Origin of the sequence: Rubidibacter lacunae KORDI 51-2 (genome assembly GCF_000473895.1) — a bacterium.
GTDB classification, from domain to species: Bacteria; Cyanobacteriota; Cyanobacteriia; order Cyanobacteriales; family Rubidibacteraceae; genus Rubidibacter; species Rubidibacter lacunae.
On the sequence record NZ_ASSJ01000064.1, the window covers coordinates 1 to 23,600 of the forward strand.

Sequence of the window (23,600 nt, forward strand, 5' to 3'; positions counted from 1 at the left end):
CTGCTCCGACAGAGCCACAATCAGCTCGGCATCCCCCGACAAAGTCACGGAGGATGCACCGTTGATGGCCGCGAGGGATACCTTGCCGTCGTGGCATGCGATCGCTGCCCGAGCGTCCTCAAGCTCCAGAGCGGCGGCGATCATCTTGCCCTTGCCCGAGACCTGATGCTGCAGCCTAGCGCGGTGGAAGATCGCGCGAGCGGCTTCCTCCAGCCCAAGCATGCCTGACATATAAGCTGCCGCGGCTTCGCCGGCACTGTGGCCGACAATGGCGGCAGGCTGCAGCCCCCAGGCGCGCCATAGTTCGCCCAGAGCCACCTGCAACGCGAAATTCGCAGGCTGGGAGATCTGTGTTTCCGCCATCCGCGACGAAGCTTCGTCTCGGGTCAACTCCTGCAGGAGAGACCAATCGGCGAATTCGGCAAAAGCCGCATCGCAGCGCTCGATCCAGTGACGAAAAAGCGGCTCGACCTGGAGCAGCTGGCGCCCCATTGCCCACCATTGTGGACCCATGCCCGAAAACACAAAGACCGGACTGTCTTCCGGCCGGTCCAACACGTTGGCCTTGCCCAGCAAGAGCCCTTTCGGTTCCAGACCGCGCCGATAATCCTCCAGCTTGGCAACCAGCTCATCCCGGTTCTGTCCGAGGACGACGAGCCGGCAGTGGTGATGGGTTCTCCGACGCGCTGCTGCCCGGCAGTAGCCATTGAGGTCAAGTGCCGGTTCGCCCCCTTGTAGAACGGATAAGTGTCTAAGCGCCAGCTCTTTCAACGCCTCGTCGCTGCGCGCGGAGATCGGCAGGAGATATGCCGCCGGTTCTTTATCTTCCGCAGTCGCTGTCTCTGCACAAACGTCGGACTCCTTACCGGCGGCGGAGGTTGGGGCCTCCTCGACGATCGCATGGGCATTCGTCCCGCCGAAGCCGAAGGAATTGACCCCTGCTCGGCGAGGACATCCGTCATCCGGCCAGGCGATGGTCTCCACCGGCACTACGAAATGATGTCCGGACAACCCTAGCTCGGGATTCTCCGTGTCAAAGTTCCGATTTGGAGGCACAACACCGTGGTGAACTGCCAAGGTTGCCTTGATCAATCCGGCAATGCCGGCAGCCGCCTCCAGATGTCCGATATTGGTCTTGACCGAACCAATAAAATGCGGTCTGGCATTGGTTTGACCGTTGCCGAAGACGTCTCCCAATGCCCGGATTTCTATCGGGTCTCCCACCGGTGTCCCGGTTCCATGGGCCTCGATGTAGCGAACGCTGCCCGGATCGATGCTAGCCTTCCGGTAAACCTGCCGCAGCATGTCCGCCTGGGCGTCGGCAGAAGGTGTAGTCAAGCTCGGGGTACGCCCATCCTGATTCACCGCTGTGCCTTTGATGACAGCATAGATACGGTCTCGATCCCTCAACGCATCGTCCAAGCGCTTGAGAACCACAACCCCAGCTCCTTCGCCGCGGGCAAACCCATCGGCACTTGCGTCGAAGGTCTTGCAGCGGCCATCCTGAGCAAGCATTGTCGCGCGGCTAAAGCCAATGGTTGGCTCCGGCTTGAGGAGAGCGTTGACCCCTCCGACCAGGGCCATGCTGCATTCGCCGGCATGGATGCTCTGACAGGCAAGATTCACTGCTGTCAAAGATGATGAACACGCCGTGTCGACTGCAAGGCTCGGTCCCTTGAAGTCGAAACAATAAGATATGCGGTTGGCGGCAATGCACAGGACTTGACCGGTATTGGTGTGAGCCCCGATATGTTCGCGGCTATTATTACTGCTTTGAATTTGCCCGTAGTCACCTGAAGCAATGCCCACGAAAACACCGACATCCCGGCCGCGGAGGGACTGCAATGTCAAACCACCGTCCTCAAGGGCATCAAAGGATGTCTCCAGCAGCATGCGCTGCTGTGGATCCATGACCGCGGCTTCACGCGCCGAGATCCCGAAGAAGCAGGCGTCGAATTTGGTAATCCCGTCAATAAATCCACCGCGAAGCGAACCAACAGTGCCCGGTTCGTTCATCGCATCGGGGCTGAACAGAAGGTCGTTATTCCACCGGTCGGCCGGGACGGGCACTGTCGCATCGACTCCAGCGGTCAGAAGCTGCCAAAAACTCGCCGCCGAATTGGCATTTCCCGGGAACCGGCAGCCGATACCGACGATAGCGACAGGTGCATGGGGTGGATGTACGTCGGTATGGGCGACACGGGCTACTGCATTGTCATCGAGCATAACCGGCTGCTCCAGAACGAGAACTTCGGACGCGATATGTCGCATGAAAAAAATCGCGACGAACCTCAACTTAGTGCCAGGTAGTAAAAAACCAACCAAGTGCTTTGTAAAATGTACAATTTGGCAATGTATTTTTACGGTGGCGATGTTGCAACCCTCTCAATGGATACGTGAGTTCAACGTAAGGATTCAGGTGCAGGGGTTGACAGAGGGTTAGCTCTGGTCACACGAGGGAATGAGGGATAGCTCCTGCGACCGCCCTCTCGCCGCCAGGGCTGCCGCCTCTACCAAAAATTCCATCGCCGAACGTCCCTGAGCTCGACAGGTTTGGATGACACTCAGCAAGTCTGCCGTCCCCTCAAATCCCGACCACGAGGGTGACTCGCCGCTGACCATGCGTTTCGTCACCGCCAGTCGCAGCGATCGCTCGCGTGCGACAAGTGGCCAACCCTGCCGATGCACGTCCCTACTCCGACTCAAACGCCCGGCATTTTTTCATTCCAGGATCGCGGCGGAGCAGATCCACGACGCAACTTAAGTGTCGTCGTTCTCTTTGCGGAGCGTGTCTGCAACCAGTTCGACTGTTGTATCCAAGCTCGCACCCGGCTCGAGAGATAGCAAGTGCTCGCCCGTAATCAGGGCATTGCGAGGCGCGCTCCACGGTTCCAGGCAAATAAATGGTTTGTCTTGGAGCATCCAGAACACCAACGTCGAGCACTCCTCGGAGTATCGCACCGTTAGCTTGATGCCCCGCGCTCGATCCTCAAAAGAGGCTTCCCGGCGAGCGAGGGGGGTCAGTGTTGCATCGACTTCGTTGCGCGTGAAATCGAAGCTGTTGTTGAACGGACCGCCGACGTTGTTGGCGCGATCGAAATAGCGCGCGGCAGGAATATCAAATGCGAGCTGCTGTTTGTCGCCAACTTGGAAATACGGATGCAGTCCCAAAGAAAAGGGCATCGGCGAAGCCGAGTAATTGCTATAGCGCTGTTGGAGCGTCAGCGTTTTGCCGCGCAATTGATAGGCAAACGTCACCTGAAAATCGAACGGATACTGCTCGCGCGTGCGCTCGTTGCTCTTGAGGACGAGGGTCAGACCGGCGTGACCGTCCGTCACGCGATCGCTCACGCTCCAGGGCAAATCACGAGCGAAGCCGTGGCGAGGCAGTTGGTAAGATTTGCCTTCGAGGGTGTAGGTGTCGTCTGGCAAATCACCGCAGATCGGGAACAGGATCGGGATGCCGCCGCGCACGCTTTTTGTGGGATCGGCGAAGCGCTCCGTATCTAAATAAAGCAAGTCCTGTCCTTGGATACGCCAACGCGTGACAATACCGCCTCGCTCCGGAACGACTTCGACGCGGGACTGCGCGCTGTCGTCGCTGAGGATATAAGTCTGATAGGGATCTTGTTTGACGGCGATCGCGAATGTCACGGGCTTGGCCTCCGCGTGCAATAACAGGCAATGAACTCGACGGCTGCCGCTGAGATGCACGCTGCTAGCAACCTCCAGAAGTGTATCGGAAAACGGTCCGATCGCATTCCTTGCAGTCAACAGGTGGCAAGCTAGGTCGCAAGCCGTTTCGCATCCAAGCGAGAGAACAGGCAAGTTCGCGTCTGCAGCAGCAGGATAGGTGGAATGCCTCGAATTGCCGTGACACAATAAGAACTGTAAAGAAAGTCGGCGCGAGCCCTGCATCCCGACATCAACTCGATGGCGACCGACCGGCTCCGAACCCTCTTATCGTGCATGCTTCTGACTTCATCCCCCGATCGCGCCTCTGCTGCCAAGACTTCAACCCAATACGACTGCGATGTGGCGATCGCAGGGGGCGGCATCGTTGGCGTGACGCTGGCACGCGCGCTGCAAGCCTCGGGATTGCGCGTCGGGATCGTCGAAGCGCAGGTCCCTGACGCTGCCATCGCTCGCGATCGGTCCTATGCCGTTTCGGTTCTCTCCAGCCGCATCCTCGACGGATTGGGCGTTTGGAAAACGGTGTTTCCTCGTGTTGGAGCCTTCAGCCGCATTCACCTGTCGGATGCCGATGCCCCGGGAGCCGTTGAGTTCGAGCTACGGGATTTGGGAACCGATTACCTGGGATTTGCCGGACCACACGGTGCATTGCTGTCGGCGCTGCAGGCGGCCGTCGCCGATGCCGACAGCATCACCTGGTTTTGCCCGGCAACCGTTGCCGACGCGGCCATCGATGCTCAAGGGGCAACGTTAACGCTGAATGCTCCGGACGAGAACAATCGACGCGAGGTGCGAGCGCGGCTGCTCGTCGCAGCAGATGGCGCGCGATCGCGGGTGCGAGCGTCAGCGGGCGTGCGGACGCGCGGCTGGAAATACGGGCAGTCTTGCATCACCACCACCTTCGCCCACGCAGCGCCCGCCAACGATACAGCCTTCGAGCGGTTCTGGCCGACGGGTCCGATGGGCGTACTGCCGCTACCGGGCAACCGCTGCCAAGTGGTGTGGACGAATCCCCACGCCCGCGCGCAGGAACTGCAAGCAACCGATGCCAACACTTTCACCACCGCTCTCGAACGCTACACGGGGGGTCTGCTTGGCCGCATCGAACTCCTGAGCGATCGCCTGGTGTTTCCAGTGCAACTGCTTCAAAGCGATCGCTACGTGCAGCCGCGTTTGGCTTTGGTCGGCGACGCAGCTCACTGCTGCCATCCGGTCGGCGGTCAGGGCTTAAACTTAGGTATCCGGGATGCAGTGGCGATCGCGGAGGTGCTGACGGCTGCCCACCATCGCGGGGAAGACATCGGCAGCCTGCGGGTTCTGCAGCGCTACGATCGCTGGCGGCGTTGGGAGAACGTGGCGATCCTCGGATTGACTGACATGCTCAATCGCACTTTCTCGAACGAGTGGCTGCCTGCCGTGGCTGTCCGACGTTCCGGTCTGTGGGCGATGCGCCGGGTTCCGCCCGTACGCCGCTTTTCGCTGTCGTTGATGACTGGTTTGCTAGGCCGTCAGCCTGAAGTTGCTCATGTCACGGCTCGCGCCTGAGACGGTTCGTGAAGTCCTGCTCCGACCTTGCCATCTGCATTGCTGCTCGCGCTGCCGCTTGCCCGTCCTTGCCCTGAGCGACTGCCTAGAGGTACAGCCCCCATAGTCGGCAAGTTTCAGACTACCTCGGCTCCGCCCCCGACCTCGACGGACTAAAGGCAGCCTGGCAACGCGATCGCGCGTTGCAAAAGCTAGCTCGAACGTCGCTGACCCTTGAGCTGATGGCAAAAGCTTATCGAGCTGGAACGCAGTCGATTTGACACCATTGCTCCTGCACGACTGCCGCCGGCATCTGTTTGCCACTTACATCGATCGCCAACTTCTCGATTGAAAGACCCGACCTTACCCGCGATCGCTACGGTACGCGTAACTGTGGTGTTTACCGGGAACGTTTGGCGAGCACGGGCGGACGGTGCTCTTTATGGATCGCATGCACCAGCGCCGCATTGAAGACTGGCTCGACGGCCGCTTTGAAGACCTATTCTAAGCCGGGCTCGTGTGAACCGTCGGCGGCGTTATGACTGCTGTGCTCGTTCCTGTGCTTGTCAGGGCAACTGCCAAGGAATCTCACACACTTTCTGGAAAAGGCCGTAGCGTGCGGTTTCCTTAATCGTATCTGCGGGCCCAAAGCTTTGTGCGCCGTGATTTGCAAGCCTATTTCGCCAGCCGAACTCGCGGCAATCGCACCCCATCGCTTCAAAGAGACTGGACTCCAGCCCAAAGCTTCAACTCCGAACACAAGGCGATCGCTGCAGTAATCAACAGATCGAGTGGGGCGATCGTCCCCAACTGCCAGGCGATCGCGTCGACGCTTTTTCGCCTAAATCATTCGCCTAAATAAGCTGTCAATACCTTGGGGTTGCGCTGGATTTCCGCAGGCGAACCGTTGGCTAGGTTGCGGCCTTCCGCCAGCACCCAGATGCGATCGCACAGGGACATGATCACGTCCATGTTGTGCTCGATCACCAAAAACGAGATTCCCTCGCGGTTCCACTCGACGATGTGTTCGCAGATCTGACCGATCAGCGTGGGGTTGACTCCTGCTGCCGGCTCGTCCAACAAAATCAAACGCGGCTGCGGCATCAGCGCGCGCGCCAGTTCTAGGAGCTTGCGCTGCCCGCCCGACAGTGCGCCCGCGTAGTCGTGAGCCTTTGCCGCCAACCCGACCGATTCGAGGATCGACATGGCACGCTCGCGGTTGTGCCGCTCTTCGACGCGGACCTGACCCGACCGGAACAACGCACGAACGATATTTTCGCCCGTTTGGTTCTGCGCGCCCAGCAGCATATTCTCTAACACTGACAGGCGCGAGAGCACCCGTGCCACCTGAAACGTGCGGACCAACCCCGCCTGGGCGATGCGATAAGGACTGAGCGTCTGGATCGGCATGCCATCGAAGCATATCTCACCAGCATCGGGATAAATGAAGCTCGAGAGCAAGTTGAAGAGCGTCGTTTTTCCTGCGCCGTTGGGGCCGATCAACCCCGTAATGCTCCCGCGCGCGACCTGAATCGCGGCCCGATCTACCGCGCGGATGCCCCCGAAGCTCTTACATAAATCCTTAGCGTTCAACAACAAATCCGTTTCGGGTTCGGGCGCGATCGCAGTCTTAACGTTAGTGTCGGCTGGGTCGGTTGTGCTACTTTGACTGCCCTTCAGACTACCCGATTGCACGTTTGTATTTTGCTGCTCGTTTTCCATGCCTGCCGCTCCCGACCTAGCGGCCGAGGGTAAGTTCCTCTTTTCGACCGAGAATACCTTGGGGTCGTGAGGTCATCAACACCATCAAAATCAAACCGATGACCAGAATTCGCAACGCCCCCAAACGCGCATCGTCCAACAACCAAGCCATGCCGTCCACAGGTATCTGCAACCACGAGCCATCGGGCAAGGCCAAACTGCTGAGCGATCGCTCCACGCCCGGCAGTACAAAGCGCGTCAGCGACTCATAGGCCCAGAAAATAACCGCACCCAATAGCACGCCCGCATTATTCCCTGCCCCACCCAACACCACGATCGTCCAGCCATAGAAGCTGATAATCGGAATGAAGTTGCTCGGGTAAACCGCATTGAGCTGCCACGCGTAAAATGCCCCGGCCACGCCTGCGATTGCGCCGCCGAGCATGAACGCTTGCAGCTTATACCAGAACACGTTCTTGCCGAGGGCACGCGGAATATTTTCGTCTTCGCGAATGGATTTAAGGACGCGTCCCCACGGCGATCGCACCAATACTTCCAAACCGGTGTAAACCAGCCCTAGCGTGACGATTGCCAGCAGCATCAGGCCGGCTTTAGGGCTGTAATTCCACAGCGCCAAAACGCCGTTGTAGTAAAGCAACCCACCGAGCGCCAAGGCGACAAGCGCCCAACACAGGAGGTCGAGAGGATAGCGCTGCTGCCAACGTCCGTCTTGTTTGCGTCTCAGCCACTCCCGCCGCAGCCCGCGCCAAAGCAACCACAGGGCCAGTCCGGCGACGGCCGTCAGTATCGCGATCGCCGCTCTTTTGCCACCGTCATTTGGCTGCCAGCCGTCCAGCGGTAGCGGATAACCCTGTAGTCCAAATGCTCCGCGGGTTAGATCCTCTTCATTTAACGCCACCAGACGCACCATTTCCGAGGTCCCAATCGTCACGATCGCCAAATAGTCTTCGCGCAGCCGCAGCGTTGACGCGCCCACGATCAGCCCTAGTAGTGCGGCCAGCAACGCGCCCGCCGGGACGGCCAGCGCGATCGGCCAGCCCCCATCACTGAGCAGGACGGTGGTGTAGGCACCTAGAGTCATAAACGCAACGTGGCCGAAGTTAATCAGACCCGTGAAGCCCCACTGCAAATTCAACCCCAATCCGAACAGCGCAAAAATCGCCGTCGAGATCGTCAAAAAAACTAGGTACTGGACCATCGAATCGGTTGCCAAGCTGTGCGCGCGGCAGGCTGGAATTGGGTCGTTCGGTGCGAACGCCGGTTTAAACTTCAGCGATTCTACCTCAGCCGCAGCCCTCTACCGTATCGGCAATAGCCAATCCTGTCCTCCTCGAGGCGCTCAGGTACCCGTCTCTGAAGTTGGGGCGATCGCTCCATTGTCCGGAAAGCGACGCGATCGGACATCCTCAGCGTAGTCCTTGACAGCCCGCGTCACGATCGCGCCGAGATCGGCATAGGCCTTTGCAAACGGCGGCTGGCGCGGGCTCAGTCCCAACAAATCCGCAGTCACCAAAACCTGACCGTCGCAGGCAGTCCCGGCCCCGATTCCAATCGTCGGAATCGAAATATCGGCCGTAATCCGTGCTGCTAGCTCGCTGGGGATGTGCTCTAGCACGATTGCGAATGCTCCGGCCTCCGCAAGAGCACTCGCTTCGCGGGCAATGCGCTCGGCTGCAGTGGGCGTCTTGCCCTGCTGGCGGAATCCCAGTCGGTGCACTGATTGCGGCGTTAGTCCGACGTGCCCCATTACGGGAATCCCGGCTTCCACCAGCCGCTCGACACTTGCCGCTGCAGCAGCATGCCCGCCTTCAAGCTTGACTGCCTGTACGCCGGCTTCTTTGAGCGCCCGGCCAGCCGAGCGAATCGCCTGTGCCGAACTTTCCTGAAAACTCATAAATGGCAAGTCGCAGACTACGAGCGCCCGTTCGACCCCCCGACGCACGGCTGCTGCATGGTGCAGCATCTCGTCCAGGGTGACAGGCAGCGTTGTTGCGTGCCCGAGAGCGACCATAGCCAGCGAGTCGCCGACCAAAATTAAATCCGCGCCGGCCGCATCGAGCAACCGGGCAAAACTCCAGTCCCACGCTGTAAGGGCAACAATCGGTCGACGTTGGTGTTTCCAGTCGATCAACTGCCGGATCGTAATACTCATCCGCACTGCCCTAGTGCAAGTACGCCCTCGATCCTAGCGCGCTCGACTCCTCGCGCCGGACTCACACGGCAGTTGTAACCGGTCGGACATGGCTTTAACGATCTTCAACCAAAACAAAAAATATGACTTATCTAGCAAACCTTGCGAGCGCGGTGCCGAACGAAATCCCGGGGGGTATCGCCAGCCCGCGCGATCGCCGATGGCGCTTCCAGGTTAGAAGCCCTGTAGAGCTTTAGTAAAGCTCTTCCTCTTTGTGCGTCTCGATCGTGCAGTCGGAGGTCGGGTATGCAACACAAGTCAGCACGTAACCCGCGCTAATTTGGTCGTCGTCGAGGAAAGATTGGTCGGATTGATCGATCGTACCGCTCGTGATCTTGCCTGCACAGGTAGAGCAAGCTCCTGCACGGCAGGAGTAAGGCAGATCGATGCCTTCTTCTTCGGCTTTGTCGAGGATGTATTCGTCGTCTGCGACCTCGATGGTCTGGTTGAGACCTTCGGCTTGGCTGATCAGGGTGACTTTGTAGGTTGCCATGGGTTAAATCACTTGAGTTGCAGGATAAAGCGCTAGTGAAGTCGGTCGGACGCGAGTACTACTCACCCCACCTCACCTTTGCACTAGGCAATAACACCGATACTACGGGATCCCCCTAGCTGCTGTTGACCGGCATTAGGAATGAGATTCTTAATCTTGTATTAAATAAGATTTACTTATCTCAAGTCAGGGCGTTTTTTACCACGAAGTCACCCCGATCTCGTGAGGTGTGTCGCCTACGGCATAGGGGTTCCGAGCGCGATCGCCCCTAGCAATGTCGTTTGTAGAACGTCATAAATTAGTATTAGTTATGGTTATGGAAGCAAATGATGACTTGTGCTTAGATACGCTCTGCTTGCATCCCGGCGGCGATCGCGACAGGTGCGGATGGGATAGTGCCGGGAACGCCCGTCGAGGTTCGCGGAGTAGATGCTGCCGCAGCCGTGAAAACGATTGCAACTGGCAGTAGTGTCGAAAACGGTGAGTTAGCAGCAGGAACAGTGGTGGCAAACAACGCGAACCCGCTTCGCGCGGGCATTGTCGGAACGGGATTCGCCGCGCAGCGGCGAGCCGAAGCGATCGCGGCGGACAGCCGATCGCAGCTAGTGGCAGTGGCCGGGCGCTCCCAGGAAAGCGGGCGAGCATTTGCAGCAGCACTTCCCGCCCAACCGACTGTTGCTGTCCTGGAGCCGCTGGCGTTGGTTCAGTCGGCAGATGTGGACTTGGTGTGCGTGTGTTCGGCAAATTCGGCGCATGCAGAGGTCGTACGATCAGCGCTGGACGCTGGCAAACACGTGGTGGTTGAATACCCGCTGGCGCTCGACCCGGGGGCAGCGCGGGAGTCGATCGCTCTAGCGCGAGCGCGCGGGGTGTTGCTGCACGTCGAGCACATCGAGCTGCTCGGAGGGTTGCACCAGGCGATCCGAACCCATCTTCAAGCGATCGCCCCCACCTTCTACGCACGCTATACGACAATTCAGCCGCAGTCACCGGCTCCGCGTCGCTGGACGTATCGGCGCGATACTTTCGGCTTTCCTCTGAGCGGCGCCCTTGCACGGGTGCGTCGTCTAACAGATTTGTTTGGTCGGGTGGTGACAGTTAGCTGCCATTCGCGCGACTGGGATGCAGGCGATGGTTTCTTCCGAGCCAATTTGTGCGTGGCACGACTGCAGTTCGCGTCTGGGACGATCGCCGAAGTTGTCTACGGACGGGGTGAAATTTTTACTCGGGGGACGCGAGCTTTTGAGCTGCAAGGAGAAAGAGGCACGCTGATGTTTGAGGGCGATCGCGGCACACTGCAGCAAGGAGATACTCTGTCGCCCATCGAGATCGGCAGTCGGCGCGGCTTGTTTGCGCGCGACACCACTGCCGTGCTCGATTATCTACTAGATGGGACGCCACTGTATACGGACGCCCGCGACAGCTGTTACGCCCTAGAGGTTGCCGACGTAGCGCGGCGCGCTGCTGAATCAGGAACAACAATCACGCTAGCCACATAAATAACCGGCCCCACTAAGCGGACTGGGGATGATTGCCCATTCAACCCCGGAAATTGCTGGTGTGGAGTCTCGGCGTAGTCAAAATCGAACGACGCACCATTCAATGACAAGATGCGATCGGCTTTGACTAGAATCGATTGCCGAGCATGAGAAGTCCTGAAATCGGTAGCCTTTTGCACGTCGATACTGTTCCTGCATCGCATTTTAAAGCAAGGTCACCCCCCGGCAACAGGAGCTTCGAGCCCGGCAAGTGGGTCGAACAGGTATAAAAACTGGCATCGATTGATACTGAGCTACTCGATAGTTGATGTTGTTCCGGCAGCAGGGGTTATTGGTTCCGTTCGAACGTTTTAGTGTGCGCGAAATATTGGTATTTATCAAGAAATGCGCACTCAACTTGATGGATTTGTTTGTAGATCTCGCAAAACCTGCTCTCGTTTGAGCGCAGATGTGCAACTCTGCAGAAAACCATCCACAATTGAAATTATGGTCGCTTTACCCGAATCCACCCAAATAGATACCCATCTCTGGCTAACCGCGCTCGGTATTGCGTTAGCGATCGTCGGTGCACTCGCTGGGGCGATCGCCCTCGTTGTACTTTTAAAACAGCTCGTACGGTTCGCAGCCGCTGCTATCCCAGCTGATTTCAAGGACGTCTACAACCATGTCATCGCACCTTACAAGCAATGGTTGCTGGCGATCGCAGGGCTAACTTCAGTAGATCTCGTATTCCTGAACTACCCAATTGGTCTTTGGGTCAATTTAGTTGAATTCCCACTGAGTTTGGGAATTGCATTTCTTACTGCCTGGCTTAGTTCGCAAGTCTTCAAAGCGTACTTCGATAGTTTCTTGCTCGACCAAGCAATTCAGAATCACCGGAAGGTAAATAGTGAAGTTCTAATTTTGTCGCGAGTTTCCGCTAGTGCGATAACCATTCTGCTACTAATTGTCATTTTCGCACAGACTCATCAGGTCAATATCGTTGGTTTATTCGCGAGTTTAGGGGTTGGAGGTTTAGCCGTTGCTTTTGCCGCTCAGAAGAGCCTAGAGCAGCTACTAGGTGGCATAGTGCTCTACATCGATCGCCCATTTGTCGTCGATGACTACATTGGTTTACCTGACGGTACTTTCGGACGCGTGGAGTCGATCGGTTTGCGATCGACCAAGATCCGTACCTCCGGTAAGGGGACGGTTGTCGTTGTCCCGAACAGCTTGCTTACATCAGTCAATATCGAGAATTTCACCGGGGCTAAGAAAGTAATCTCGATGATTTACTTGACGTTCCATCGCTCGATCGAAGATGAAGAAATGGCTCTCATTCGACAGGTCATCTTCAGCAGCACGGCAGATATTTTCGGCATAGATTCTAACAGCACTGAGATTGCTTTCAAGGAGCTAACCGCTGGGCATAGTGGCGATCGCATGACCCAGGCACAAGTCAGCTTCTTTATCCTCGGGGCAGGTGAGGTTTCTCAAGAATTGCGTTTGCAGTTGCTCGATGTAGCGCGACAGAGCGTTGACAACCAACTCCAAAACTATGGCATTGAGTTTGATATTGAGGATCGAACGATTAACGTCGATTCTCCAATCACGATTTAAGCCAGACTCAAGCGGATCGGTGCAGACTGATGGATATCATTCCCTTTTTCCAAGACTTGCTCGGGATCGAGTTCACGCCAGAGCTGAAAGCAGCATTGATCCGCAGGGCAATTGTTATCGGGCTCTTTCTGCTCTTGGCGAGCCTATCGTGGATCGTCGGACAGTTTACGCCCCGCATCGCCCGCTTCACCATTCACCGCTTCTCCCCGCACAAGTTTTCGGATCTGCACGACAATCTCATCGATCCTATCAAGGGAGCATTTCGCTCGGCAGGTACGCTGATCTTAATTTCGATCTCGTCAAATGTCCTGCGTCCCTACCAAGGGCTTCTGGAATTCATCCGCTTTTTTCTCGATCTTTCCGTAATCCTTAGCGTTGCGTGGTTGGCATCGCGCCTGTTCCGACAGTTCGTCCGTTTTTATGGTATCGAATTAATTCGCAATTTGGGGTTGGAAATCGACGAACTCTTGCTCGTTGTTGAAACGATCGCTAACATCATCATCGGTTTTATCGCCGCGATCGCCTTCGCCCAGAGCCAGGAGATCAACTTAGTCGGTTTGCTGGCTAGTTTGGGGGTTGGCGGTTTGGCGATCGCATTTGCTGCTCAGAAAACGCTAGAGCAACTCTTAGGAACGGTGGTAATTTACCTAGACCGCCCGTTTGCACCTGGCGAATACATTCGGATGCCGAGTGGCACCTTCGGACGTGTTGAATCAATCGGCTTGCGATCGACGAAAATCCGTACAGCCGCCAAGAGCACGTTGTTGATCGTGCCAAACTCTACAATGGCTAACCTTGAGGTCGAGAATGTTACGCGCGGCAAGAAGGTTATGGCTATGCTGTACCTGGACTTCGCTACACTGCTGGCTGACCGCGATAAGGCACTCGTCGAGCAGGTGATCCAAGAAAGCACCGATTCCCTATTTGGGATCGACCCTGGCAGTACGCGCATTAATCTGAGCATACCCAATGCAGAACTAAATGGTACTTCACCCCAGCACACGCGAGCCCGAGTGACGTTTTTTATCCTTGGGTCGAGTGAAAATTCGGTTCAACTGCGCAAGCGCCTGCTCGAACTAGCAAACGAGAAAGTCTCCAAGAAGCTGAGCAGTTACGGTATCGAGTTTACGACGAACGAGCCAACGATATATGTTGAGTCGCCGATTACGATCTGAGAAAGCTGGCATGGGGTTGTAGCTCGCAATCTGATGAGTTCTGCACGTTCGCCAATCGACCAAAGTTTGTTCGCGTATAGCGCTGCTCGGTGAAATGAGATAAACCAGGTAAGGGAGAGTATATTTATTTGGCTTGGAATGTACCCCGCCAATACGAACCCGCTAGACCGTTGCTGACTGGAGCGAATTCACATCAAGAGATGGCATAAACTGCAATCTAGTCAGCCATCAACCCCGATGAAGTAGGAGCCATCATCGAGTCATTGGCTAGGCTTAATTCTACTTCAGCCTGATTGTTCGAGGTAAGCATTCAAATCCTCTACAAGCTGCGTAAGTTCGGCTTCAGAAGAAAGCCGGATCCGATCGTCGCGCAACGTTACCAATACCTTTGCTGCAAAGGGTGAGGGGTAAATGTTGGGATTGCAGAACACTTCAAAGAAAACATCCCCGGTAAAGCGGTACTCGGTCGCCGGTTGGGGTTGAGGTCGAGCACCCGCTGCAGCTGCGGCGGCCTTGAGATGCTGCATCAGGGTAGCGATCTCGACTTGTAAATCGCGGGCCGCATTGGGCGTGAAGCGGAATGCAACCGACCCGCGATCGAGATTGAGCGTCATCGGAACACTAGACATGAAGAAAACCGACGGTAATGTTAAGGGCTTGACGGAAGGGCGCGGCTGGCTCGACGCCATAAAGCTGAATAAATGCAAATACTTGCGATTAAGCAACTCGCTTCAATCTAGCAAAGAACAGCCTCAGAGATACAGCGCTTGCAGTTGCCTTTACCAATTGTTGCGAGAGTGAGGAGCGTTTACTGGTGAATAGTTGCAACTTTTATGCAAATAGTGCGAAGGGATCGCCTAACATAAATTTCAAGCTTCCCCAAAACTCCTACAATGATGACCAAAAGGCTACAAAAAGGGCTGCCGGGTTGTGAGGGAATTGTGCTATGGGCGATCGCCGCGCCCGCGTGTGCCAGGTATTGGTCGTAACGCTCGTCCTCAACTTGTGCGTGATGGCATTGAAAGGTTTTGTGGGCTTGCTGACCGGCTCGTTGAGCTTGCAGGCAGATGCGCTTCATAGCGTCACCGACAGTGCCAATAACGTGCTCGGTCTAATTAGCAACTCCTTCGCATCGCCCGAACCCGATCGCGAACATCCATATGGACACCAAAAGTTCGAGGCATTAGGCGCGCTGGGGATTGCTGCTTTCCTTGGCATTGCCTGCTTTGAAGTTATCCAAAGAATTGTTGAACGGCTGGTTGACGGTGCATCGCCAGTTCAGGTGACGGGTTGGGAACTGTGGATTTTGCTCGGCGTGCTCGGCATCAATATCTTCGTTGCCTTTTACGAGCGCCACATCGGACAGAAGCTAGACAGTCCGATTCTAATTGCCGACGCTCGCCACACGATGAGCGATGTGTGGATCTCGATCGCCGTGATCGGTGGGTTGGTCGGCATCTGGCAGGGCAATCGCCTGGGGATGTCGGCGCTGTTGTGGCTGGATGTGCTGCTGGCAGTCCCGGTGGCAATACTGGTGTTCCGCAGCGGTTGGGGAGTTCTGCGCGAAAACTTGCCTTGGCTGGTAGACGAAATCGCGATCGCGCCTGAAGCCATAGACGCAATTGCCATGCAGGTGCCAGGGGTGATAAACTGCCACGACATTGCTTCGCGCGGGGTGTTAGGACGGCAAGTGTTTGTGGAAATGCACATGGTAGTAGCCGCTCGCGATGTAGAAACTGCCCACGAGATCACCGAGCGCGTGGAAGCATTGCTTGAGGAACGCTTCGGCCCCATCCGCGTCTCGATCCATGTAGAGCCACCTGCTTACAAGTCCGACCACATCGGCTTCGGCGAATCCGCACACTAAAACAACCGATCTTCGAAACCACTTGGTTTTAGTGCCACCGCAATTTTCCACAACCTCTTCGACTTTTCCACAATTTGGGCGCGTTTTCCCCGCGATCGCCCGGTTTTTCCACGGGAAAGTTCTTTCTCCCCATCGAGTGGGTTGAGGGCAGGCGATTCTTACTGCTGTAGGTTCCTACTGTAGCTGTTCCTCGTATTGCAAGCCCTACTGCCAGCTCGTGGCGGGCTCGCACGCGGCAGACGTGAGTCTTTAAGTCTAGTTATGAAGCTCCGATGCTGCCCGCGCCGACAGAGCGCCAGCCTCGGGCGATCGACGCTAAGGTAAGCAGTATGTCCGTTATCGCAGCGTCGAGATGAACTCGCATCACCGCCATCGAGTCGCGCGACCCGACCCATTCACCCCCTTGCTGAGGTAGGAGTTTGACATGGGAAAACAAACAACGGCGGAGTACCTCGTCCGCTGCTTGGAAAACGAGGGGGTCGAGTACGTTTTTGGGCTGCCCGGCGAAGAAAATTTGCATGTTCTAGAGGCGCTGCGGCATTCGCCGATTGAGTTCGTCACCGTCCGCCACGAGCAAGGGGCGGCGTTTATGGCTGACGCGTACGGTCGGCTGACGGGGAAAGCCGGGGTATGTCTGTCTACCTTGGGGCCTGGTGCAACGAACTTGATTACAGGCGTCGCCGATGCCAATCTAGACGGAGCGCCGCTTGTGGCAATCACCGGGCAGGTCGGTACGGACCGGATGCACATCGAGTCACACCAATATCTCGATTTGGTCGCCATGTTCGCGCCCGTCACGAAGTGGAACGCGCAAATCGTTCGCCCGAGCAATACGTCTGAAATCGTGCGCAGGGCTTTCAAGGTCGCCCAAAGTGAAAAGCCCGGTGCCGTTCACATCGACTTGCCGGAAAACATTGCCGCGATGGAGGTTGACGGCTTACCCTTGCAAATCGACGAGCGCGAGAAGTCTTATGCATCGTTTGGCGCTATTGGGGCTGCCGCTGAAATTATTTCCAAGGCTGAAAATCCTTTGATTTTAGCTGGGAATGGAACAATACGCGCGCAAGCAAGCATGGCATTAACCAACTTCGCCACGCGTATGAATATTCCGGTCGTCAATACATTTATGGGAAAAGGCTGCGTTCCATATACTCACCCGCTGGCTCTGTGGACGATGGGCGTCCAGCAACGCGATCGCCTCAACTGCGCATTTGAGCAAGCCGACCTCGTCATTTGCGTGGGCTACGACCTGATCGAGTACTCGCCTAAGAAGTGGAATCCCAACGGAATGATTCCGATCGTGCACGTTGGGGCAATGCCTGCGGAAATCGATCGCAGCTACATTCCCAAGGCGGAGGTCGTCGGCGACATCTCAGACTCTCTCAATGAAATTGTTCGACGCGCCGATCGCGTCGGCCAGCCGACACCGAAGTTTGTCGAGCTGCGTGGTGATTTGCGTGCCGACTACGAGAAATATGCCAACGATACGGCGTTTCCGCTCAAACCGCAAAAGCTAATCTACGATCTGCGCCAAGTGCTAGCCCCCGATGACATCGTTATCGCCGATGTCGGGGCCAACAAAATGTGGATGGCGAGACACTATCACTGCGATCGACCCAACACCTGCATCATCTCTAATGGGTTTGCCGCTATGGGCATTGCCATTCCCGGCGCGATCGCGGCCAAGATGGTGCATCCCGAACGCAAAGTTGTAGCTGCAACTGGCGACGGCGGTTTTATGATGAATTGTCAGGAACTGGAAACAGCTCTCCGAACTGAGACACCGTTCGTCGTGTTGATTTTCAATGATGAGGGATACGGCTTAATTGAGTGGAAACAAATCGTTCAGTTTGGCAAGCCTGCATTCGTAAAGTTCGGCAATCCCGATTTTGTGAAACTCGCTGAAAGTATGGGTTTAAAGGGCTATCGAGTCACCTCAGCTGAAGATTTGGTACCCGTACTTGAAAACGCCCTTGTTCAAGATGTTCCAGCTGTGATCGATTGCCCCGTCGATTACACGGAGAACCTCAATTGGTCGGAACGCGCGCGAGACTTAAAGTGCATCCTTTAAGTGCGACACCAGTCGACACCTGTAAGGTCGAGCTAGAAGTTCGCCCTGCACTGGTTCGATCGGGTGTTTGCATTCGTGCGCAGCGGGAGGACATTGCACGGGATAACCGGCAATCGCATCGAGCAGTCTTCGCTAAGCGGCATGAGTAAGGCCTGCTTATTCAGCTATCGAGCGGATCGACGGCACTGCAGTGACTACATTGCATCCATCATCGAAGTGATAGCCCGATCCAGATAGCAGAACCATTTGCAAAAAAGTCACGAGAATTCAAATTAATAATTTTAGTTGTATAAGCCTAAAACGATTGCCGCTGCAATTACTTAAAAAACGCGGCTGCCCCGAGTAGCAGTAGTAGAGTGCAGGCAATTGTCTTGCCAGTGATACCCTGCCTAAATTTTATTTGAATTCGTCGCTGCTGGCACTTCGCGGTTTGCCGTTGGCAACATAACTGCAAACCGACGGTAGTCTGCTAAATATTGCTCGAGCACGACGAACTGGGGGAGGTTGAGGCTGTAATAAACCCAACGACCTTCCTGACGCGGGCGAACCAAAGCAGCCGCACGCAGGGTCTTCAGGTGAAAGGATAGCTTTGACTGCGATACATCCAAGTGCTCGCAGAGGTCGGCAACGCAAAGTTCCTGAGAGCGCAGGGTTTCGAGGATACGAATTCTGAGCGGCTCTGACAGCGCGTGAAAACCGGACGAGATTAGTCCGGAGGAGGTCAGCAATGATGTTGTCATTAACTTTTCTAGGTGTAAGGGGACGAAGCATTTTAACTACGCACCTGTTGTAACACAGGTTACTCAATTAAGTCGGTAATCTGTGTGACTTCGATTTGCACGGTAGTCCCGCAGTGTGATGCCCGCTCTAGATTGCAAACCTTACCGAGTCTGGGTTCTCCACTCGCACCACCCCCACTGTGCAGGATTACCTATCCCGCAAATCAATTGTTGCTGGCACGCAAGCGACGAGATCGAACACCGAGTTTCGGTCGATCGATATGCCGAACTGGTCCTGGCTGCTTCACCAGGGGCAAAGTAGCTAGACCCCAGATAATAATTGCATCACTACCAGGAACTCTTGCAAAGAAGTGCGCGGTTGACTGAAAGGTTGAAGAGGCTTGAACCGTTTCGTGCGGAATATAACCTTCAGGGGTTGGTATTAGCTTTATTTAGCTACTCCAGGCAGGTAATAACTGAAACAACAGATCTTCGTTCGAGTCAGCTCCGATATCTTACGGAAACAGAGGGAGAAAAGAGCGACTTATTATGAACCCTTAAAGTATTTGAAGAGGGATTCGTCTTGTGATGATATGACAACACTGGATCTCAGCCCCTTAACTGTCACGGCCCAGCGCTTGCCCATAACCTTTCCCTGGATAGTCTCTAGCTTCATTGGTTATTATTTCCACTATGTGGTTGGGGCAACCCCGACCGAGCAAGTCCCCAACCATTAAGACTTTTTTGCAACGACTCACGCTATTCGAGGACGGTGACTTCGGTGACATCTCGAATGCGCCAGCTGCCGCCCGAGCGAACCACATCGTAACGCACGCGCAACTCATCGTTGTAAGACTGGGCGGCAACACGTTGCCCGTTACGGAAGTAATTTGCCGCTTCTTTTACAACTGCTTCGATTTGAGCGCGATCGCTATTCTGCACGACGATGCGAACGGATCCAGGCTCTATCCCGTGTTGGAACTCTTGGTAAGCCCCTTCATTGGCAAAGGACTGAGCTCGCGCTTGCCACTCAGACAGCATCGGATCGACCAAAGCTTGATTGAGGGCGGCCAGATCGCGTTCGGAGCCGAGTGCACTGGATTTACTCGTTAACCACGTCTGGATTACCATCCGCGCGGCGTCCGACCCTAGCACGCCGGTGTCAACGGGCAACTCAGCTGCAGGGGGAGGGAGTGGCAGCGGCGGACGATCGAGTGCAATCTGCAACTGCGCTCCGTCCAATGCGGGCCCGCGAGCAAACACCTGGCGGACTACATGCCATGCTCCCATTGCCAACAAACTGATGACTCCAACACTAGCCAGTCCTGCCGCTCCCAACACCAACAACCGCCGCCGGATTACTGTTTGTTTAGTGAGGCGCTGCCGACCTAGTTGCGGTGTGGGACGGTCCTGCGCGTCCTGGCCGTCATCATTATTACTGCCACGAGGTGTAACTGCTACGGGCATCCCGGAAGGTCGTGCTAGCGGCGCCCGGCGCATTCGACGCGATCGTCCGTCCGGACGAGAAACCCCAGTTGGATTTGCGGGCAGGTAGCCGCCACCTGCTACCCGCGCAACGGGACGTTCGAGCGTCGCGACGCGGGCGGACACTCGAGCAGTTCCAGCAGTTACAGCAGCAGACTGGGCACCACCGTAACGCGCCCGGGCGCCGAGAGCGTATGATTCCACAAGAATGGAAGACTGAGGCTCGGCAACAGGCTGGACGGTTTCGAGGACTCGCTCGACGCGTGCGTCAGTGAAATAGTCTTGCAGCGACATCGACTGCCCGCGCAAATCTCGAAAACAGTGGAACAGCTCGGTCCGCAACCAATATTCTGTGTAGTAGCACAACCCGGGCAACAAATCCTGCGCGCCTTCCGAGTGTTGGCGAATGGTGGCAATCGCGGCCGCCTCGCGGCTGCCGGTCAGGGCAGCAATTGCAGCATCCCCATGACCGAGCAACAGTGACGCGATCGCTCGTTCGAGGCAGACATCCTGATATCGATCCAAACGGTGTAGCCAGGTCTGGGCCTCGAGGACGAGTTCGGGTTGCCCGTCGGCAAAGCCCCGAGCGATCGCCGCACAGGCAGTAAGATACATCGCTGCTGGTGACGGTCGACGCGCTTCTTCCGCGAAAAATTCTTGCTGCTCGGCTGCGGTCAGATGCTCGCGCAACTGCTGAATAAAACCTAAGAAGGCATCAGTTGTCAACCCCGAGCGATCTTCTGCACGTCCTTCAATCCCGCCGCGATCGGTTAGCATCGCCTGCAACAAGTCCAAAGCCTCGTTCGTGTCGGTTGCTTGCCTGTCCTTCCGGCCGAGCAATTCGAGAATTCGGTAAGGTCGCAGCACGTGAAGCTCCCCAAGCAGCTCGGACTGGAGATGGGGGAAGAGTGTTTCGCAGACCAGTAGGTCATAGCCTCGCTGCTCGGTTGTGGCAGCCTGCACGTACTGCCCGCTCTGCCAATGCTCGCGCCCAAGTTCCCGGTATGCCAGCGCCAGCGCGAGCACCAAATCCACCCGATTGACTACGGCGTTAGGATTGCCGGACAAACGCGGCTCGACCAACGCACAAACACAATCGTACTCGCCGTGCTCGAGTAGGATCGGGAGCGCGCCTGCCAGCTGTGCTTCTTCGATTTCAAGTTGAGGTTGAACGACATCCACGTCCGCTAACGGCGCATTTGCTTCATCCGTTGGTTCGTCCGCAACAACAGCCTCATCAGTTGGGTCAACAAGTTCCTGTGACGTGGTTGGAGTCTGAGGCGTCAGGAGAAAGCTAGCATCGTAACCGGCGCGTCGTTCTGGATCGCTCAGGACGCTCCGAGCCACCTCAAGCAACTGTTGGCGAGCGGCAATTGCCTCGGCACCGTATTCAGGACGCAGTTGCTGACAGGAGCGATCGCGGTAAGCACGATCGATTTGTTCTGGGCTCGCTTGCGGCGGAACGCCCAAAACTCGGTAATAGTCGAGCGGAATGTACACGGTTTGCTTCCCCAGCGCAGAGCGACAAGTTATGACGTATAGTGAACGGATGGTGAAACCTACTCGACGGTGCTACCGTCGTTTATTGGATCTAAAGAGTTAAGGTGGATTGCTCGACGGTCTCGTCCGAGTGCAGGTGCTTGCTTGAAAACTTCTTCATTGCAACAGATAACTGCAATGGACGCTGCATCACCGTAGGCTAACATCCGTTAGGTTAACAATGCCGATCCGAACTGCCCGTTAAAAATTATTGACGCGCGCTTTCTCGAACCGGTAATTCGATACTGGACGCGCAGTGGCACTTGGAGCGGTACTTCAGCAGTCGAGCTTTCTCGACACAGTAAATTGAGATTTTGCTGTAAGGATACTACAGACTTATGGTTGCCGAACGATCTTTGCCAACATTTCAACCCACACATGTTCAAGTTACGCGTGAGGAGGGGCTAGCGCTATACGAGGACATGACACTCGGACGTTTATTTGAGGATAAATGTGCCGAGATGTACTACCGAGGGAAAATGTTCGGCTTCGTGCATCTCTACAACGGTCAAGAAGCAGTTTCGACCGGCACGATCGGCGCGCTTCGCCGCGGCGAAGACTATGTCTGCAGCACCTATCGCGACCACGTGCACGCCCTCAGCTGTGGTGTACCGCCCGGCGAGGTAATGGCCGAACTGTTTGGGAAGGAAACCGGTTGCAGTAAGGGGCGCGGCGGCTCGATGCATTTGTTTTCTGCCGCTCACAAGCTCCTCGGCGGTTACGCTTTCGTTGCCGAGGGCATTCCCGTTGCTACGGGTGCAGCATTGCAGTTCAAGTACCGCCGCGATGCTCTTGGCGATCCAAGCGCCGACGGTGTCGTGGTCTGTTTCTTCGGTGATGGTGCCTCCAACAACGGTCAGTTCTTCGAGTGTCTGAATATGGCAGCTCTCTGGAAGCTGCCAATTCTTTATGTGGTCGAAAACAATAAGTGGGCGATCGGTATGGCCCACGATCGCGCAACCTCGCAACCTGAGATTTATCGCAAAGCCAGTGTCTTTGGGATGCCCGGCGTCGAGGTGGACGGCATGGACGTACTTGCCGTGCGCGCAGCTGCTTTGCAAGCAATCGATCGCGCGCGTGCCGGCGAGGGACCGACGCTCATCGAAGCGCTGACTTACCGCTTTCGAGGACACTCCTTAGCCGATCCCGACGAGCTGCGTTCGCCAGACGAGAAGCAAGCCTGGTTGTCTCGCGACCCCATCGAGAAACTTGCCACATATTTGCTGGACCAATCCTTGAGCGATCGCGACGAGCTTAAAACCATTCAACGGCGCGTTCAAGAGCAAGTCGACGAAGCCGTCCTTTTTGCCGAGTCCAGTCCCGAGCCGAGCCCGAGCGAACTCCGACGCTACATTTTTGCCGAAGATACCTAAGGTTTATGGCGCGACCGCCATCGCTGCCACGTCGCGCGAGTGGTTCCAATCGAACCGCACCCGACTCACTCGAAGGATTTGAACTTCAGGCAGCGGCGGCGCCAGAAATGCGTTCCCGACACATCAGCCAACTTGCGCAGCGTCCGAATACGCTTAGCCCTGCTCGATTCCACGCTCTCCGGTACCCAATCAGCTAGAAAACTAACCGAGACTGAATGCAGGAGGATGCTGCATTCTCATCTTGACGACCCAATTACGGTGCATGTCATTACACGGATATGATACGCACCATCAATATGCTCAAGGCAACCACATGTGTATGTCTTGCAGCGAAGGAGCTGGTTCGAACACTTCAAGCCCGAAACAGCCGCGAGTCTGGCCTTCCACTACGAGACTTGTCCGAATACTCCCTTTTGTTGATAGCGACCTACTCCGACTTTGGAAAAAATCATTTAGGGCTTTGCCCTCCAAAGCCTAGATAACCGCAGTATGCCAACAACTCTCTTAGCTGACTGGCGTTGAATTAAACCATAGCCTTTCTAGCAAGTGGGGTTGAATACATGAAATCCTTACTCCCGAAACCCCAGCGCATCAGCAGGCCAAGGGTGGGGGCCGCGACCTTGCCGACATGTAATCAAGCTACTCAGGAG

Annotated in this window: 17 protein-coding genes; 7 read left to right on the forward strand and 10 right to left on the reverse strand. The window is 56.0% G+C overall.

Features of this window, described 5'->3' with window-relative positions:
• The 3 genes from KR51_RS11290 to KR51_RS11300 form a co-directional block, all read right to left on the reverse strand.
• A partial coding sequence (locus KR51_RS11290) for a type I polyketide synthase (RefSeq protein ID WP_022607821.1) occupies window positions 1-2,271 on the reverse strand: 2,271 nt, incomplete at its 3' end.
• 168 nt (window positions 2,272-2,439) lie between these two features.
• Window positions 2,440-2,688 carry a hypothetical protein gene (locus KR51_RS11295; protein WP_051358175.1) on the reverse strand — a complete coding sequence of 83 codons (249 nt, stop codon included), beginning with the start codon at window positions 2,686-2,688 and terminating at the stop codon, window positions 2,440-2,442.
• Window positions 2,689-2,760: 72 nt separating this feature from the next.
• Window positions 2,761-3,654, reverse strand: a complete 894-nt coding sequence (locus KR51_RS11300; RefSeq protein ID WP_022607823.1) for an aldose epimerase family protein — start codon at window positions 3,652-3,654, stop codon at window positions 2,761-2,763.
• Window positions 3,655-3,969: 315 nt separating this feature from the next.
• Here KR51_RS11300 and KR51_RS11305 point away from each other — a divergent pair, with 315 nt between their 5' ends.
• Window positions 3,970-5,238 carry an FAD-dependent hydroxylase gene (locus tag KR51_RS11305; RefSeq protein ID WP_198016762.1) on the forward strand — a complete coding sequence of 423 codons (1,269 nt, stop codon included), beginning with the start codon at window positions 3,970-3,972 and terminating at the stop codon, window positions 5,236-5,238.
• An 825-nt stretch (window positions 5,239-6,063) separates the two neighbouring features.
• Here the strand turns inward: KR51_RS11305 and KR51_RS11310 are convergent.
• The 4 genes from KR51_RS11310 to KR51_RS11325 all read right to left on the reverse strand — a co-directional run bounded on the left by KR51_RS11310 (window position 6,064) and on the right by KR51_RS11325 (window position 9,623).
• On the reverse strand, window positions 6,064-6,939 hold the full coding sequence (locus KR51_RS11310; RefSeq protein ID WP_022607827.1) for an ABC transporter ATP-binding protein: 876 nt from the start codon (window positions 6,937-6,939) through the stop codon (window positions 6,064-6,066).
• Window positions 6,940-6,955: 16 nt separating this feature from the next.
• Window positions 6,956-8,137: a branched-chain amino acid ABC transporter permease gene (locus tag KR51_RS11315; protein ID WP_022607829.1), complete on the reverse strand. Its 1,182-nt coding sequence runs from the start codon at window positions 8,135-8,137 to the stop codon at window positions 6,956-6,958.
• Between the two features lie 141 nt (window positions 8,138-8,278).
• Entirely contained in the window at window positions 8,279-9,091 is an 813-nt protein-coding gene (gene panB, locus KR51_RS11320; RefSeq protein ID WP_022607831.1) for a 3-methyl-2-oxobutanoate hydroxymethyltransferase, read from the reverse strand.
• A gap of 232 nt (window positions 9,092-9,323) precedes the next feature.
• Window positions 9,324-9,623: a ferredoxin gene (locus KR51_RS11325; protein ID WP_022607833.1), complete on the reverse strand. Its 300-nt coding sequence runs from the start codon at window positions 9,621-9,623 to the stop codon at window positions 9,324-9,326.
• A gap of 500 nt (window positions 9,624-10,123) precedes the next feature.
• On the opposite strand from KR51_RS11325, the gene KR51_RS11330 reads away from it, so the two are divergent.
• The 3 genes from KR51_RS11330 to KR51_RS11340 all read left to right on the forward strand — a co-directional run bounded on the left by KR51_RS11330 (window position 10,124) and on the right by KR51_RS11340 (window position 13,896).
• Complete coding sequence (locus KR51_RS11330; RefSeq protein ID WP_198016763.1) at window positions 10,124-11,122, forward strand: Gfo/Idh/MocA family protein; 999 nt, start codon at window positions 10,124-10,126, stop codon at window positions 11,120-11,122.
• A gap of 486 nt (window positions 11,123-11,608) precedes the next feature.
• A complete protein-coding gene (locus tag KR51_RS11335) occupies window positions 11,609-12,721 on the forward strand; it encodes a mechanosensitive ion channel family protein (protein WP_022607839.1) in 1,113 nt (370 codons plus the stop codon).
• A gap of 29 nt (window positions 12,722-12,750) precedes the next feature.
• Window positions 12,751-13,896 (forward strand): mechanosensitive ion channel family protein, encoded by a 1,146-nt coding sequence (locus tag KR51_RS11340; RefSeq protein ID WP_022607841.1) that lies wholly within the window; start codon window positions 12,751-12,753, stop codon window positions 13,894-13,896.
• A 284-nt stretch (window positions 13,897-14,180) separates the two neighbouring features.
• On the opposite strand, the gene KR51_RS11345 is transcribed toward KR51_RS11340, so the two are convergent.
• Window positions 14,181-14,525: a hypothetical protein gene (locus KR51_RS11345; protein ID WP_022607843.1), complete on the reverse strand. Its 345-nt coding sequence runs from the start codon at window positions 14,523-14,525 to the stop codon at window positions 14,181-14,183.
• Window positions 14,526-14,842: 317 nt separating this feature from the next.
• On the opposite strand from KR51_RS11345, the gene KR51_RS11350 reads away from it, so the two are divergent.
• Complete coding sequence (locus KR51_RS11350; protein ID WP_022607844.1) at window positions 14,843-15,763, forward strand: cation diffusion facilitator family transporter; 921 nt, start codon at window positions 14,843-14,845, stop codon at window positions 15,761-15,763.
• 424 nt (window positions 15,764-16,187) lie between these two features.
• Complete coding sequence (locus KR51_RS11355; protein WP_022607846.1) at window positions 16,188-17,834, forward strand: acetolactate synthase large subunit; 1,647 nt, start codon at window positions 16,188-16,190, stop codon at window positions 17,832-17,834.
• Window positions 17,835-18,223: 389 nt separating this feature from the next.
• Here the strand turns inward: KR51_RS11355 and KR51_RS11360 are convergent, their stop codons facing one another.
• Together KR51_RS11360 and KR51_RS11365 are read right to left on the reverse strand one after the other, a co-directional pair.
• Complete coding sequence (locus tag KR51_RS11360) at window positions 18,224-18,574, reverse strand: ArsR/SmtB family transcription factor (protein ID WP_022607848.1); 351 nt, start codon at window positions 18,572-18,574, stop codon at window positions 18,224-18,226.
• A 738-nt stretch (window positions 18,575-19,312) separates the two neighbouring features.
• On the reverse strand, window positions 19,313-21,538 hold the full coding sequence (locus KR51_RS11365) for an IMS domain-containing protein (protein ID WP_022607852.1): 2,226 nt from the start codon (window positions 21,536-21,538) through the stop codon (window positions 19,313-19,315).
• 377 nt (window positions 21,539-21,915) lie between these two features.
• Here KR51_RS11365 and pdhA point away from each other — a divergent pair, with 377 nt between their 5' ends.
• The gene (pdhA, locus tag KR51_RS11370) at window positions 21,916-22,950 is read left to right on the forward strand and encodes a pyruvate dehydrogenase (acetyl-transferring) E1 component subunit alpha (RefSeq protein ID WP_022607853.1); all 1,035 of its coding nucleotides are present in this window, start codon (window positions 21,916-21,918) and stop codon (window positions 22,948-22,950) included.
• Window positions 22,951-23,600: the final 650 nt, after the last annotated feature.